Genomic DNA, 14,599 nt, shown 5'->3' with positions numbered 1-14,599 from the left:
GGCATCCCGTTAGTTTTAAAGGTCAAGTAAATAATGTTCTTCATCGCGGCTGTGGTGCCAGTTTACTACAAGCAGGCTGTCGTACAACATAAGTCGATCTTCAGCCCGCCCATCCGCTGCTAAACTTTCTTCGATGCGGGTGAGTATCTTTCTTAATAAATCATGATCCCTGGTAAGCTGTGTAATGGTATTCTTCATCTCCGGGTACGTCTCCCTGATATCCTGATACAGTCCTTCCTCTTCCGATGTCGCATGGGAAATGATGTGATCACGCCAGTGTTCAATCAAGATTAATTCCGCCTGTTTTGCTTCTTTTGTACGCTCCTCGTGATACAGACGTTTTAAAACTTCTGTCATATCCTTCACTTGCCCGTATGCCGCTTCGTGAATCGAGCGGTGGGCGTCCAGCTGCCGAAGTGCAGGTCCTGACATCCTCATCTTCCTTTCTATTGTGCTTTCTTGTTCGTTTGTTTCGGGTTGGCGCGCCGGTAAATGATATATCTCCGTTTTAGATATTCGAGCGGCAAACTCCATACATGGACAAGTCGGGTGAACGGCCATACCGCAAATAAGGTAAAGGCTGCAAACACATGTGCCTGGAAACCCCATGGAGCAGTAGCCAGCATTTCAGGCATTGGTCTGAACGTTAAAATTCCACGGAACCATGGTCCGATGGTATCACGATAATCGAATTCTCCGCCTGTCGCCGTATACCAGGCAGTATTGGTGAATCCTACGACCGTGACGATTCCGATCAGCAGAAGCACCCACAGGTCCTTACGTGACCCTGTAGTGCTGATGCGTTTATTACGGAGTCTGCGGGCAGTTAGCAGAGCTCCGCCAACGACCATCGCAGCCCCCGCTGCACCACCAAACCATACGGCACCAAAGTGATACATTTCTTCTGTTACTCCAATCAGCGGATAAAATGACTGGGGAACGAGTATCCCGCCAACATGGCCGAAAAATACTAAGATGACCGCGTAATGAAATAGAATGCTTCCCCATTTCAGTAGGGGATCTGATTTTAAAAACTGACTCGATTGAGCGGACCATCCGAACTGATCATGGTTGTACCGATAAATATGGCCGACGACAAAAATGGTTAAAGTGATATACGGGTACGCTACCCAAAGTAAAAAATCGATTGGTGTCAACTGGAATCAATCCCTTCATACCGTTTTGGCTTCGCGACGGGCGACGATGGCATCCAATGTTTCCAAAGCGGCTGCTATGACAAACGCATACGGAGACAGTTGCTCACGCAGTTGTTGATATAGTTGATCGATCGCTTTTTTGTGGATATAGTAGAGTTTCTGGATAAAACTTTCTTCTGCTTCTGCCAGAAATTCGAGGATTAACGGAAAGTAGTCGGGTAATTCATCATCTTTGATGAAATACCCCGCTTTTGCAAATTCCAGTTTCAATTTGACGAACCCAAGCCCTCGTTCCCGTTTATCACCGAATACACCATAAGTAAGGTATAAGGAACAATCCTTGCTGAAGTCGAACTGCTTCACATAGTTCTGACTGAATTCGAGCCATGAGGAGGCCTCGACATAATTCCAGAAATGTAAAAGGTTATCTTGTTGAGATGCCGCTTCTAAATCCTCAATGAATAACTGGACGTCTTCCTGTTGAAACCACTCTTCTTCCGGGTAACGGAGGAACAGGGAGCAGAGCTTCAGAATATGTCTACTGTCTTCCATCTTTGGCACCTCCTGTGACATCGCTCCAATAGGATTCGCTGTATTCATAAGGATCTTTCCATTCTCCATTCATAGCGCAGGATTCACATCCATCCATAAAGTCAAAACCTGCGCTTCCCTGGTGGGCAAACATATCTTCCGCCTGCTCACGGTGCGCTTTCGGGATGACATAACGGTCGCCATATTTAGCAATTGCTGATAGTTCATACATATCCCGCGCCATTTGTTCCGAGACGCCGACTTCATCAATAAGCGTCGTATCGGGCTCTTTGCCGAGGTCGACACTCCGCATGTACGTCCGCATGGCAACCAGTTTTTTAAGCACGGACGCAACTAATTCGGTATCGCCTGCCGTCATCAGGTTGGCTAAATATTCGATTGGTATCCGGAATTGGTCGATTGCCGGAAAAACCACAGATGGATCAAGGTCATTGAAATGACCATTGAAAGCATCGACAATCGGACTCAACGGTGGAATATACCAGACCATTGGCAATGTACGGTATTCCGGGTGGAGTGGAAGAGCGATTTTCTGTTCGCAGGCCAGCTTATATACCGGTGATTCCTGGGCTGCTTCGATCCAGTCCTCTGGGATACCGTCTTTTTTCGCCTGGGCGATCACTTCCGGGTCGTTCGGATCCAATATCAAATCGAGCTGCGCTTCATAAAGGTCCTGATCATTCGAAACCGAAGCCGCTTCCTTGACGCGATCCGCATCATAAAGAACGATGCCGATATAACGGATCCTGCCGACACACGTCTCCGAGCAGATGGTAGGGTCACCATTTTCGATTTTTGGAAAACAGAACGTACACTTTTCCGCTTTGTTCGTCTGCCAGTTGAAATAGACTTTTTTGTAGGGACAGCCGGACATGCAGAACCGCCAGCTCCGGCAGGCATCCTGGTCCACTAGGACGATCCCGTCTTCCTCCCGTTTATACATCGCTCCTGATGGACAGGAGGAGACACAGGAAGGATTGACGCAGTGTTCGCAAATGCGCGGAAGATACATCATGAATGCTTGTTCGAATTCGAATTTCACTTTCTCATCGACACCTTGCATGTTCGGGTCGCGCTTCCCGGTTTCATGGACCCCCGCCAGGTCATCCTCCCAGTTCGGCCCCCAAAGGATATCCATATATTCACCGGTCAGCTGAGACTTCGGACGTGCGACGGGCTGATGGTTTTTCTCCGGGCTATGCACAAGATGCTCATACTCATATGTCCATGGTTCGTAGTATTCATCAATGTCAAGCATGTCGGGATTATAGAAAAGGTTCAACAACTTGTTCGCTTTTCCGCCGGCTTTCAGGGCAAGCTTTCCGTTTCGCATTTCCCATCCGCCTTTGTTTTTCTCCTGGTTTTCCCATTCTTTCGGGTAGCCGATTCCTGGCTTTGTTTCAACGTTGTTCCACCACATGTACTCCGCACCTGGCCTGTTCGTCCACGTATTGTTACAGGTGACGCTGCATGTGTGACAGCCGATACATTTATCCAGATTCATGACCATTCCAAATTGCGCTTTAATCTTCAAGCCAATCCACCTCGCTTCGGTCCATTCTGCGGATCTGTACTTGTTCATCCCGCTGGTTGCCGGTTGGACCATAGTAGTTGAAACCATAACTCAATTGGGCATATCCACCGATCATTTGAGTCGGCTTGATGTGGATTCTTGTTGGACTATTGAAGGTGCCTCCGCGATCTTTCGTGATTTTTGAACCAGGCACATTGATCAGGCGGTCCTGAACGTGATACATGAACACGACGCCTCTTGGCAGCCGGTGACTCGTAACAGCTCTTGCTACGACGACACCGTTCCGGTTGTACATTTCGAGCCAGTCATTATCTTTAATACCTGCTTCATCAGCGTCCAGGTTGTTCAGCCAGACATGCGGACCGCCGCGGAATAAAGTCAGCATTGGCAGCGTATCGCCATACGTACTGTGGTACGACCACTTGAAGTGTGGGGTCAGGTATCTTAACGTGATTTCTTTTTGCCCCTCGGCTGGTTTATTATCGGTAGAATAAAACGACGCTTTTTTCAATGGCGGTTTGAATGTAGGCAGTTCTTCCCCGAATTCTAGCATCGTTTCATGGTCTAAATAAAAGTGCTGCCTTCCGGTCAGAGTCCGCCACGGTATCATCCGCTCGACATTGGTAGTGAACGGAGAGTAACGACGACCGCCTGTCTCGGTGCCACTGTAAACCGGGGAGGAGATGACCTTTTGCGGCTGAGCCGTAATTTCTGCAAAAGATATATGTTCCTCTGCCCGTTCCTCAGCAAGATCTTTTAATGCCTGTCCAGTCTTACCCTCCAGTGTTTTCCACGCTTTCATCGCAAGTGATCCGTTCGTTGTACTGGATAGCGTCAGTATCGTTTCGGCTACATTAAGGTCGGAATATAAGCTTGGGCAGTCTTTGTAGGAAGCCGACTTATCCGATGGTCCAAGCATGTCGAACAGTTTGGCGTACTCTTCTTTAGCATCCCAGGACATTCCTTTGGCGCCGATGGAATGTTTGATTTTTGGTCCAAGCGATATGAATTTGTCATAGACCTTGGCATATTCTCTTTCAACTACCTGGATTTTCGGAAAGTTAACCCCTGGAACCGGTTTACTTCCATCTGCTTTCCAATCAGGGACGTGTCCATACGTCTGGGCAATCTCGTCGGTAGAATCATGCAGGAGCGGGGTAGCAACCGTATCATATACCTTTTCAGGGAGATGCTGTGCTGCCATGCTGGAGAACCGTTTTGCAAGCTTTTTGAAAATATCCCAGTCTGAGCGGCTTTCCCATGGAGGGGTGATAGCCGGGTTGAACGGGTGGACAAATGGATGCATGTCGGTTGAACTTAAGTCGTGCTTCTCATACCAGGTAGCCGCAGGAAGCACGATGTCGGAATATAATCCGGTTCCGGACATACGGAAATCCAAGTTGACGAGCAAGTCCAGTTTACCGGTCGCCGATGGAATCTCCATGTTCAGTTCCTTCGCCTCCAGGTCTTCCGTTTCTTCACTCAGGTTGTGTCCGTGTGTACCTAACAGGTGTTTCAGGAAGTACTCATGCCCCTTGGCAGAACTGCCAATCAAATTCGCCCGCCAGACAAACATGGATTTTGGGAAATTGACCGGGTCATTCGGTGATTCGATAGCAAAATTCATTTCCTTTTTGGAAACGGCATTCACTATATGTTCCGTGTTGGACTCTGGTGATTTCGAGTCATCATACATCCCGATAGCATTTTTATTGAACTGTGGATAAGAAGGCAGCCAGCCGAGTCGAGCCGCTAACACATTATAATCAGCTAAATTCTGGTACTTTGGCTGCTCAATCAACGGGGATGCCAAATCACGTGTTTTCTGTTCATCATATTTCCACTGTTCCGTAGCGAAATAAAAGAAAGAGGTGCCATTTTGCAGCCTTGGCGGTCCGCCCCAGTCCCGGGCCATCGCAACGGTCTGCCACCCTTCGAGCGGGCGTACTTTCTCCTGTCCGACATAGTGCGCCCAGCCTCCACCATTGACTCCCTGGGAACCGGTTAATAAAACCAGATTCAGTACCGCCCGGTAAATGGTGTCGGAATGGTACCAGTGATTGATCCCTGATCCCATGATAATCATCGAGCGTCCTTTACTGTCGATGGCATTTTGGGCAAATTCTCTTGCTATCTGGGCGACAAGTTTCGCTTTGACACCCGTATATTTTTCCTGCCATTTTGGAGTAAATGGACGGTCTTCGTCATAATTAGCAGGATTGTCATTCGTCAGGCCTCTATTCACTCCGCTCTGCGCGCACATCAGATCGAATACGGTTGTTACATAAACCGGACCGTCAGCGGTCTCGATTTCTTTAATCGGGATGTCCGCTTTGAACACGCGGTTATCGTCCTGCTCGAATGCTGCGACGCACACCTGGTCGATTTTACTTTCGTGCCCCTGTAATGATAAGGCAGGGGAGAGTGTGTCGACATTATTGACTTTATCTGCCTTCAGCAGATTCCAGTTCTTTTCACCATCCCAGCGGTGTCCAATTGAACCATTAGGTATGGCGAAATCTTTGGTCTCTTCGTCATAGACCACTGTTTTCCATTCGGCTTTTTCTGTGGTGAGGGAAAGGTCACTTGCACGCAGGAAACGGTCAGCTTTTAAGCCGTGCTTGGTATTTTTCAAAGTGATTAAGTAAGGAAGGTCGGTATAGGTCTTCGCATAAAAATCAAAGTAAGGAACATGTCTATCGATGTAAAATTCCTGGAGGATCACATGGGTCATGGCCATCGCTAACGCACTGTCCATGCCAGCCTGGACGGGAAGCCAGTCGTCGGCGAATTTTACGAATTCAGCGTAATCCGGACTGACAGCGACTACTTTTGTACCTTTATAGCGGGCTTCCACCATGAAGTGGGAGTCAGGGGTGCGGGTCTGTGGAAGGTTAGAGCCCCAAACAAGTAAATAACTGGAGTTGTACCAGTCGGCACTTTCCGGAACATCGGTCTGTTCGCCCCATATTTGTGGAGAAGCAGGGGGCAGATCGGCATACCAGTCATAGAAACTTAACAGGACGCCGCCGATCAGGTTAAGGAATCGGCCTCCCCCTGCATAACTGACCATCGACATGGCAGGAATAGGGGAAAATCCAAAAATACGGTCAGGACCGTACTGTTTTATCGTATGGATAAGCTGGGCGGATATCAGCGTTTCAACCTCATCCCAGTCAGCACGGACGAATCCGCCTTTGCCACGTGCCTGTTTATACTGTGTGGATAGCTCAGGGTTATCGGCAATAGATGCCCACGCCTGGACAGGGTCGTCTGTTTTCTTTACTGCAGTTCGCCAGATTTCTAATAGTTTACTTCTGATATAAGGATAGCGCACCCGGTGGGGGCTATATGTATACCAGGAGAAGCTAGCACCGCGAGGGCACCCCCGTGGCTCATATTCTGGCATATCGGGACCGGTGGTCGGGTAATCCGTCTGCTGGGTTTCCCAGGTGATGATCCCGTCTTTGACGTGGATTTTCCAGCTGCATGAACCGGTACAATTGACTCCATGCGTCGAGCGGACAACTTTATCATGCTGCCAGCGGCTGCGGTAATAATTTTCCGTGTTGCTGCGTGACTTCGGGGACATTTCACTATGTTCTGTCTCTGGCTGTGTTTTACCTAAGTACTTTAGTTTCTGTAAAAATGGTGGAGTTTTTCTGGGCATTTTCACATCTCCTTACATTTTTTGAGGGTAAAACATGCATGAACAAGATCGATATTACATTTATGGTAACAGATTCCATTACCATTTTCACAATATTAAGGTAATTTTAACACTGATTTCAATAAATCGATTAGAAAAACCTGGATTGTCGCCAAGTACTTATGGCGAAAGCCTTAGTATTTTCTTATAATTTAGTTAAACTTTTAAAGTGCAAAAAAGCCGGGCTTTTGCCAGCTCGGCTTTTGATAATGTGAGAAATGTCATATTTTCATGGAGAAGGAAAGCGTAATTCAGGAAGCCACTGGGACATGTGATTTTTAATATCCTCGAAAACCTTTTTCTGCTCAGGAATGACCTCTTCCTGAAGAGAGGTGTGCATTGGCAGGATCTTGAAGTCTGTTCCTGCGTGTTGATTGGCGAAAGGGGTATAATCGACGATCGTTGGTATGAACGCAGGGTTATTCACAGAAATTGAGCCATCCAGCCTGTCTTTTTCCAGCTCCACTTGCAGGATACCCCCGATGCGTCTGTAGGTTTCTTCCTGAGCCGAGAGGAAATTTCCCAGGGAGTAAATGACAAGCGTTTGATTCCCTTTCTTTCCCTGGAGCTTTTCCATTGGCTGAAGTACGTGAGGGTGGTGACCCAGAATAACATGGGCCCCGGCATCGGATATCATTTGTGCCAGTTCTTTTTGATAATCATTCGGCATGCGTTGATACTCTTCACCGAAATGCATACTGACAACAACGGCATCTGCCGCTTGATTTGCCTGCTTAACTTCTGTCTTGATGGTTTGTTCATTAATCAAATTGACAAGATAATCTTTATTTTCAGGGACCGGTATTCCGTTCGTGCCATACGTATAGCTTAAAAAAGCGACATCGATCCCCTCTGCGGTCCGGATGACTCGAAGTTTCTCTTTGTCTTCCTCACTCTTGAATGCTCCCGTATACAAGACATCGATGGCATTCCAATGGGAAATCGCCTGTTGGATCGCTTTTCCTCCACGGTCCAGAGTGTGATTATTGGCAATGGACACTATGTCGATACCACTAGCCTTCAACGCATCCCCGACTTCCTTGGGGCTGTTGAATGCCGGATATCCCGACAGGCCGAAACCGGTTCCGCCTATCATTGTTTCCTGATTAGCGATGGATAATGTGGTGTTTTTCAGGTAAGGTGCAACGTTTTTGAACATGGGAACAAAATTGTAACCATCGGTCGTTTGCGCATCATGGTAAATGGGGGAGTGGATCAGGATATCACCGATTGCTGAGAGGGTTATCTTAGGGTTGGCGGGAAAATCCTGTTTTGCCTGGACGGCGGAATTCTTTGTAGTAAGGTCTTTGGCAGAAAAAGCAGCAGGGTCCGACTGACTGCAGGCAGCTGTAAGGAGAAATAGTAAGATGAGGAAGAAGAGTCTATTCATAACAAGCGCCCCTTTTAAATAGGAAAATAGTTAGGATGTAAAAGACCATTTCCCTATATTATAAACCGTTTACATGAAAATAAAAATAAGCCTCCCGAACTTTTTCGTTAAAAAACGGGAGGATTTTTCATATTCAGACAGAATGCGCATGGTGTTTAACAGCATTCGGGTTTCGCTGCATCGTCAAATACATGGCGATGCCTGAGGCTACGAGTAGTGTACTGGTAACAAAGAATACGGATGAAAAACCGAAATAACCGGAAAGCATTCCGCCGAGTGCAGGTCCAATCATATTTCCTAAGAAACGAATACTGGTATTATAGCCGAGCACTTCTCCTTGCATAGCGAGCGGGGCTTCCTGGCGGATGTAGGCAGAGCGTACTGGAATGATGCCTCCAATCGAGGCGCCCAATAAGAAACGGATAACGACTAACTGCCAAATACTGGTAACGAATGCCCCTGGAAAATAGACGATTCCCGCCATGAATAAAAGGAACACGAGTATTTTGATGTAACCGACCCGGTCAGCAATCCTGCCCCAGCGTCTTGCCATCAACAGGTTCCCTAACCCTGCTGCGGAGAATGCGATTCCCGAAAAGAAAGCAAGGTTGGCTGCGCCATGCAGTTCAGCAACATATAAGGACAAAATAGGCTGGATACTGAAATGGGCGATTTGTACGAACAAGGATACCAGCATCACCATCAACAATACCGGGTGTCTGATAATATGATTGATGACTTCTTTTTTTGAATAGCTGGTTTTATTATCACTATTTTCATCTGCCATCTTAACTTCTTTGATTCCGAAGAGGACAATCATTGCAGATAGGAAGACAGTAATCGATGTTCCCTGGAAAGTCACAGAGTACCCGAAAGAATCAGCTAATAATCCACCTAACATCGGACCCATCAGACTTCCTGTGATACTCCCTGTTTGCAGAGTTCCAAGGACCTTCCCGGCAATGTTTTTCGGTGTCTGTGTTGCAATCAGCGCTTGGGACATCGGAATGAATCCGGTGAAAACACCCATGAATAATCGGAGAAAAAACAGCTGCCAGACCGAGTTGGCCAGTCCCATCAAAAAAACAGAAAGTCCGAGTCCCAAGGCGGAAATGATTAATATCTTCTTCCGGCCATACTTGTCGCCGACGCGTCCCCAAATTGGCGCGAATAGAAAGGCGGTCACAAAGGTAACACCAAACACCCAACCCGACCATTGTTGCACATATGCTTCCGAGAATTTTCCAAAGCTATCTATATATAAAGATAAAAAGGGCAAAACCATGGTTATGCTTCCTGCAATAAAGAAGTTAGCAAACCACATGATGAACAGATTTCGTTGTGCCAATTTTTCTTGCTCAACGATAATGAATCACTTCTTTCAAATTAATTATTTCGGAACCCTAAATATTATTTCGTCATTCTAAATGTATATCATACTCTTTGCCTCCCTGAAAGAAAAATGCTCGCTCATCTTTATTTATAGGAGAAAGAATAAGGTACACCATAATAAACGTCAGAAAATTAGATTGAATTGCGATTCCAGTTCGTTTACCATTTATGAATATAGAATTTTATGAAAATACAAACCGTAAAGGTCAGCATAGGAGGTCGTGATTTGAATTATAAGATATACCCACTGGGTGATCAGGCGGTCATTATTGAGTTTGGACAAACGATAGATGAAGACACACACGAGCGAGTGAAAAGCGCGACCAATTATTTTGAAGACAACCCAATAGAATGGATGACAGAATATATTCCCGCTTTTACAACTGTAGCGGTATTCTATGATCCTTTGAAAGTCATCGAGTACCTGGGAGAAACAGATTCCCGGCTGCCATATGAGATGGTTGTCGAAGAGCTGGATAGAAAACTTGCTACTTTGAAAGAGGGCGTGTCTGAACAAGCAAGAGTCATAGAAATCCCTGTCTGTTACGGAGGGGAGTTGGGTCCAGATCTCTCCTGCGTTGCTGAGCACAATGGACTCACAGAAAAGCAGGTCATCGAACATCATACAAAGGGAGATTATCTTGTCTATATGATCGGCTTTGCACCAGGCTTTCCTTATATCGGTGGGATGACAGAAAAGATTGCTACTCCAAGGAAAGAAGAACCCAGGCTGAAAATTCCTGCAGGTTCTGTCGGTATCGCAGGAGGTCAGACGGGTGTCTATCCGATTGAGACTCCTGGAGGCTGGCAGTTGATTGGAAGGACGCCACTTCCTTTGTTCCGGCCTGAGCAAACGAACCCCTCTTTATTACAAGCCGGAGATAAAGTCGTTTTTAAAGCGATTACCCGGCAGGAATATGACGATTATAAGGAGGGGGAAGTATGATAAAAGTTTTAAAGCCAGGCCTTCTGACCAGCCTGCAGGACCTGGGCAGGACCGGCTTTCAAAAACACGGGGTAATTGCCAGCGGTGTGATGGATCCTGTGGCACACCGGATTGCCAATTTGCTGGTAGGTAACCAGAAGGACGTGCCTACGATGGAAATGACATTGTCAGGCCCTGCTTTAAGGTTTGAAAGTGATACGTTGATATCCCTGTGTGGCGGGGATCTTTCGGCATCGATTGATGATGCTCCGGTCAAGCTGTGGCGCCCTGTTTTTGTTAAAAAGGGCAGTGTACTCCGCTTTGGACAAGCGAAAGAGGGATGCCGGGTTAACTTAGCTGTGGCGGGAGGATTTGATGTTCCTGATGTCATGGGGAGCAAGTCGACCTACCTCCGGGCCGGGCTTGGAGGGTTCCATGGAAGAGCATTGCAGGAGAATGATGAATTACGGACGGAGGAAGCTTCCAGTGTTGCTAAGAAAATAATGGCCTCATTAAAAGATAAGTCGGACGGGCGGAATTTTATCAGTATGGATTGGTATGTGGCTTCTGAATTCATCCCGGCATTTCAAGAAGAGCAGCCGGTACGGGCTATAAAAGGAAGACAATATAATCTATTTAAAAGGGAAAGCCGGGAAGCCTTTTTTCATGAGGTTTTCAAAGTCGGCAGTAAGTCTGACCGAATGGGCTATCGCCTGGAAGGCCCCGGACTATATATAAAAAAAGAAGGAGATATGATTTCAGAAGCGGTGGCTTTGGGGACAATCCAAGTGCCATCGAATGGACAGCCAATCACTCTGCTGGCTGACAGGCAGACAACGGGCGGTTATCCGAAAATCGGACAAATCGCCTCGGTCGACATACCGCTGATGGCGCAATTGAAACCTGGAGAGAAAGTCCGTTTTGAGGAAATATCCCACGACAAGGCACAACAACTTTATTTAGAAAGAGAGCGTAGTATCCAGCAGCTTGCTCAAGGAATACGTCTGAAATTCAATTAGGAGGGGATGATATGGCGATTGTAGATTTAAATTGTGATATGGGAGAGAGCTTTGGGACCTATCAAAAAGGGCGTGATGAAGAAATTCTTGACTTTATCACTTCAGCCAATGTGGCATGCGGGTTCCATGCGGGAGATTTCACTACCATGAGAAAGACGGTAGCCATGGCTCTGGAAAAAGGGGTAGGCATCGGGGCGCACCCCGGTTTACCTGACCTGATGGGATTTGGCAGGCGGAACATCGACATCTCTCCTGAGGAAGCATATGAACTTGTCATCTATCAAATTGGAGCTTTGAACGGTTTTGTACAATCGGAAGGTGGAAAGATGCAGCATGTCAAACCACACGGAGCATTATATAATATGGCAGCCAAGCGCCAGGACTTATCGGAAGCTATTGCCGAAGCCGTTTATAAAGTGGATTCAGAACTTGTTTTATTTGGATTAGCAGGCAGTGAACTAGTGAAGGCGGGTAAGAAAGCAGGACTTCGTACCGCCAGTGAAGTCTTTTCCGATAGGACCTACCAGGAAGATGGTTCCCTGACATCGAGGAAAGAAAAAAATGCCTTACTGACTGACTATGAGGAAGCGGTCAACCAGGTGACCCGGATGATAAAAGAAAAGAGGGTCCATACCGTCCAGGGAAAAGATATTGAGGTGCAGGCCGATACGATTTGCATCCATGGTGACGGAGAAAATGCTCTGGATTTTGCGAAATATATCAATGAAGCATTAAACGAATCTGGTATTGAAACTACAAAAATCAAAGATGTATTGAAATAACAGCAAGGAGTGGAACCTATGGACAAACGATCAAGAAGGCGACTACTGTTGGGGGCAGCGTTTTTGATGGCGACTTCTGCCATTGGACCTGGATTTCTGACACAAACGACACATTTTACAGAACAATTAGCCGCTAGCTTTGGATTTGTTATCCTCGTCTCGATAATTATTGATATCGGAGCCCAGTTGAACATTTGGAGGATTATCGCTATCTCAGAAAAACCTGCCCAGGACATTGCCAACAAGCTCCTGCCCGGACTTGGCTTTGTTTTGTCTGCCCTGATTGTGGCAGGCGGTCTCGCCTTCAATATCGGGAATATCGCCGGAGCGGGATTAGGTACTAACGTTCTGTTCGGGATTTCACCAAAAATAGGGGCGCTCTTCAGCGGCCTGGTTGCTATTGGGGTTTTCCTCGTACGTGAAGCTGGTAAGGTGATGGACCGCTTCGCGCAAATGCTTGGTTTTCTAATGATCGGGTTGACGGTCTATGTCATGTTCACCGCGACTCCTCCGCTCGGTGAAGCCGCTGTAAAGACGTTTGCCCCGGACACGATCGACTTTCTTGCAATTGTAACGTTAGTCGGTGGGACTGTCGGTGGCTATATCACCTTTGCCGGCGGCCATCGACTGCTGGAAGCAGGAGTCAAGGGGAAGGACTCGTTGGAATATGTCAACCGCAGTGCAGTCTCAGCGATCGGTTTCGCTTCCATCATGCGTGTCTTTCTATTCTTGGCTGCGCTTGGAGTGGTCGCTCAGGGGATACAATTGGATCCCGGGAATCCAGCCGCCACTGTATTCCAGTCGGCAGCAGGTACGATAGGCTATAAAATATTCGGTGTGGTCATATGGGCGGCAGCTGTTACGTCTGTGGTAGGTGCAGCTTATACATCAGTGTCTTTTATCAGATCATTCAGTAAATCAATTGAAAAGCACCATAAATGGTATATTGTCGGATTCATAGCTGTTTCCACCTTGGTATTTGTTTCCGTGGGGCGCCCGGTCAGCATTTTAATCTTAGTTGGTTCCCTGAATGGATTGATTTTGCCGCTTGCGTTGGGGGTTATGATTATCGCTGCCCATAAAAAGAGTATCGTAGGAGATTATAAGCACCCGGTTTGGATGACTATATTCGGAGCATTGATCGTCATTGTCATGTCTTATATGGGCTTCGTTACGCTAATGGAAGGTATTCCGCAATTATTTGAATAAAAAAGAGGAGGAGTCATAAATGGAAAGACCGGAAACATGGAGTCCAGAGGAAGCACGGGAAAAAATTCGCACGCAATACTGGACGGGGCCGACTTCCGGTCTGGCTCCCGGCTATATTCAAGGAAACCTGGTTGTCCTGCCCGAAGCAATGGCGTTCGAGTTTTTATTGTTTTGCCAACGCAATCCGAAGCCCTGTCCCGTTCTGGATGTGACTGAGCCAGGGTCTCCTGTGCCGCGTTTGGTTGCACCAGATTCAGATTTGCGGATGGATTTACCCGGTTACCGGGTGTACCGTAATGGCCAGCTGACTGAAGAATTGACTGATATAACAGAACAATGGGATGAAAATATGGTTGGATTTCTACTCGGTTGCAGCTTTACCTTTGAACAAGCATTGATCGAGAATGGCATTCCACTTCGACATATGGAAGAAAAAAAGAACGTTTCCATGTACAAGACTAATATTCAATGTGTGCCTGCAGGACGGTTTTCAGGCCCGATGGTTGTAAGCATGCGCCCAGTGAAAGCTGCCGACATATCTAAAGCTGTCCAGGTCACGAGCCGGTTTCCTTCCGTACATGGAGCTCCAATCCATGTCGGGGACCCGGGAGCAATTGGAATTGCTGATCTATCCCGCCCGGATTTTGGTGATCCCGTAACGATCAAAGATGGAGAAATTCCGGTTTTCTGGGCCTGTGGGGTTACTCCTCAGGCAGTCGCCATGCACATGAAGCCGGAATTGATGCTCACCCATGCCCCGGGGCACATGTTTATTACCGATAAGAAAAATGAAGATTATAGTATAGGATAAGCATTATCGAAGCTGTTCTTGATTAGTTACTACTTTTCAAGAACAGCTTTTTTGTCACGCTTAATTTGAAGCCTCCATGTTTTAGTAATAAAAAAATGATTGTTAACGCTTGCAAAACA

At 46.9% G+C, this 14,599-nt stretch carries 12 protein-coding genes; 5 read left to right on the top strand and 7 right to left on the bottom strand.

Annotated features, from left to right (window positions below; translation table 11 throughout):
• Positions 1-15: 15 nt before the first annotated feature.
• The 7 genes from P855_RS0114695 to P855_RS0114665 form a co-directional block, all read right to left on the bottom strand.
• Positions 16-432 (bottom strand): hemerythrin domain-containing protein, encoded by a 417-nt coding sequence (locus P855_RS0114695; RefSeq protein ID WP_028784281.1) that lies wholly within the window; start codon positions 430-432, stop codon positions 16-18.
• Between the two features lie 14 nt (positions 433-446).
• Positions 447-1,157 (bottom strand): respiratory nitrate reductase subunit gamma, encoded by a 711-nt coding sequence (gene narI, locus P855_RS0114690; protein WP_028784280.1) that lies wholly within the window; start codon positions 1,155-1,157, stop codon positions 447-449.
• A 15-nt stretch (positions 1,158-1,172) separates the two neighbouring features.
• Positions 1,173-1,709, bottom strand: a complete 537-nt coding sequence (gene narJ / locus P855_RS0114685) for a nitrate reductase molybdenum cofactor assembly chaperone (protein ID WP_028784279.1) — start codon at positions 1,707-1,709, stop codon at positions 1,173-1,175.
• Complete coding sequence (narH, locus tag P855_RS0114680; RefSeq protein ID WP_028784278.1) at positions 1,696-3,243, bottom strand: nitrate reductase subunit beta; 1,548 nt, start codon at positions 3,241-3,243, stop codon at positions 1,696-1,698. Before narH ends, narJ begins: the two co-directional genes overlap by 14 nt.
• Positions 3,233-6,913 carry a nitrate reductase subunit alpha gene (locus P855_RS0114675; protein ID WP_028784277.1) on the bottom strand — a complete coding sequence of 1,227 codons (3,681 nt, stop codon included), beginning with the start codon at positions 6,911-6,913 and terminating at the stop codon, positions 3,233-3,235. Before P855_RS0114675 ends, narH begins: the two co-directional genes overlap by 11 nt.
• Positions 6,914-7,181: 268 nt before the next feature.
• Entirely contained in the window at positions 7,182-8,342 is a 1,161-nt protein-coding gene (locus P855_RS0114670) for a CapA family protein (protein ID WP_028784276.1), read from the bottom strand.
• A 133-nt stretch (positions 8,343-8,475) separates the two neighbouring features.
• Positions 8,476-9,666, bottom strand: coding sequence for an MFS transporter (locus P855_RS0114665; protein ID WP_037986308.1), 1,191 nt, complete (start codon positions 9,664-9,666; stop codon positions 8,476-8,478).
• A 294-nt stretch (positions 9,667-9,960) separates the two neighbouring features.
• On the opposite strand from P855_RS0114665, the gene pxpB reads away from it, so the two are divergent.
• Genes pxpB through P855_RS0114640 form a run of 5 tightly spaced genes read left to right on the top strand, consistent with a single transcriptional unit; the run spans position 9,961 to position 14,480 of the window.
• Positions 9,961-10,680, top strand: coding sequence for a 5-oxoprolinase subunit PxpB (pxpB, locus tag P855_RS0114660; protein WP_028784274.1), 720 nt, complete (start codon positions 9,961-9,963; stop codon positions 10,678-10,680).
• Positions 10,677-11,678 (top strand): biotin-dependent carboxyltransferase family protein, encoded by a 1,002-nt coding sequence (locus tag P855_RS0114655; protein WP_028784273.1) that lies wholly within the window; start codon positions 10,677-10,679, stop codon positions 11,676-11,678. Before pxpB ends, P855_RS0114655 begins: the two co-directional genes overlap by 4 nt.
• Before the next feature lie 11 nt (positions 11,679-11,689).
• On the top strand, positions 11,690-12,460 hold the full coding sequence (locus tag P855_RS0114650; protein ID WP_028784272.1) for a LamB/YcsF family protein: 771 nt from the start codon (positions 11,690-11,692) through the stop codon (positions 12,458-12,460).
• Between the two features lie 18 nt (positions 12,461-12,478).
• A complete protein-coding gene (locus tag P855_RS0114645; RefSeq protein WP_028784271.1) occupies positions 12,479-13,669 on the top strand; it encodes an NRAMP family divalent metal transporter in 1,191 nt (396 codons plus the stop codon).
• A gap of 19 nt (positions 13,670-13,688) precedes the next feature.
• Positions 13,689-14,480 carry a putative hydro-lyase gene (locus P855_RS0114640; protein WP_028784270.1) on the top strand — a complete coding sequence of 264 codons (792 nt, stop codon included), beginning with the start codon at positions 13,689-13,691 and terminating at the stop codon, positions 14,478-14,480.
• The last annotated feature ends 119 nt before the right edge of the window (positions 14,481-14,599 follow it).

Origin of the sequence: Thalassobacillus devorans MSP14, assembly GCF_000496835.1 — a bacterium.
GTDB classification, from domain to species: domain Bacteria; phylum Bacillota; class Bacilli; order Bacillales; family Halobacillaceae; genus Thalassobacillus; species Thalassobacillus devorans_B.
Note: the sequence above shows the minus strand (reverse complement) of the source record. Positions and strands in the feature narration are given on the sequence as shown.

Excerpts from the sequence above, each read along its gene's own strand:
- P855_RS0114695 (WP_028784281.1), bottom strand. The coding sequence starts at position 432 with ATGTCAGGACCTGCACTTCGGCAGCTGGACGCCCACCGCTCGATTCAC.
- narJ (WP_028784279.1), bottom strand. The coding sequence starts at position 1,709 with ATGGAAGACAGTAGACATATTCTGAAGCTCTGCTCCCTGTTCCTCCGT.
- P855_RS0114675 (WP_028784277.1), bottom strand. The coding sequence starts at position 6,913 with ATGCCCAGAAAAACTCCACCATTTTTACAGAAACTAAAGTACTTAGGT.
- P855_RS0114670 (WP_028784276.1), bottom strand. The coding sequence starts at position 8,342 with ATGAATAGACTCTTCTTCCTCATCTTACTATTTCTCCTTACAGCTGCC.
- P855_RS0114665 (WP_037986308.1), bottom strand. The coding sequence starts at position 9,666 with ATGTGGTTTGCTAACTTCTTTATTGCAGGAAGCATAACCATGGTTTTG.
- P855_RS0114655 (WP_028784273.1), top strand. The coding sequence starts at position 10,677 with ATGATAAAAGTTTTAAAGCCAGGCCTTCTGACCAGCCTGCAGGACCTG.
- P855_RS0114650 (WP_028784272.1), top strand. The coding sequence starts at position 11,690 with ATGGCGATTGTAGATTTAAATTGTGATATGGGAGAGAGCTTTGGGACC.
- P855_RS0114645 (WP_028784271.1), top strand. The coding sequence starts at position 12,479 with ATGGACAAACGATCAAGAAGGCGACTACTGTTGGGGGCAGCGTTTTTG.
- P855_RS0114640 (WP_028784270.1), top strand. The coding sequence starts at position 13,689 with ATGGAAAGACCGGAAACATGGAGTCCAGAGGAAGCACGGGAAAAAATT.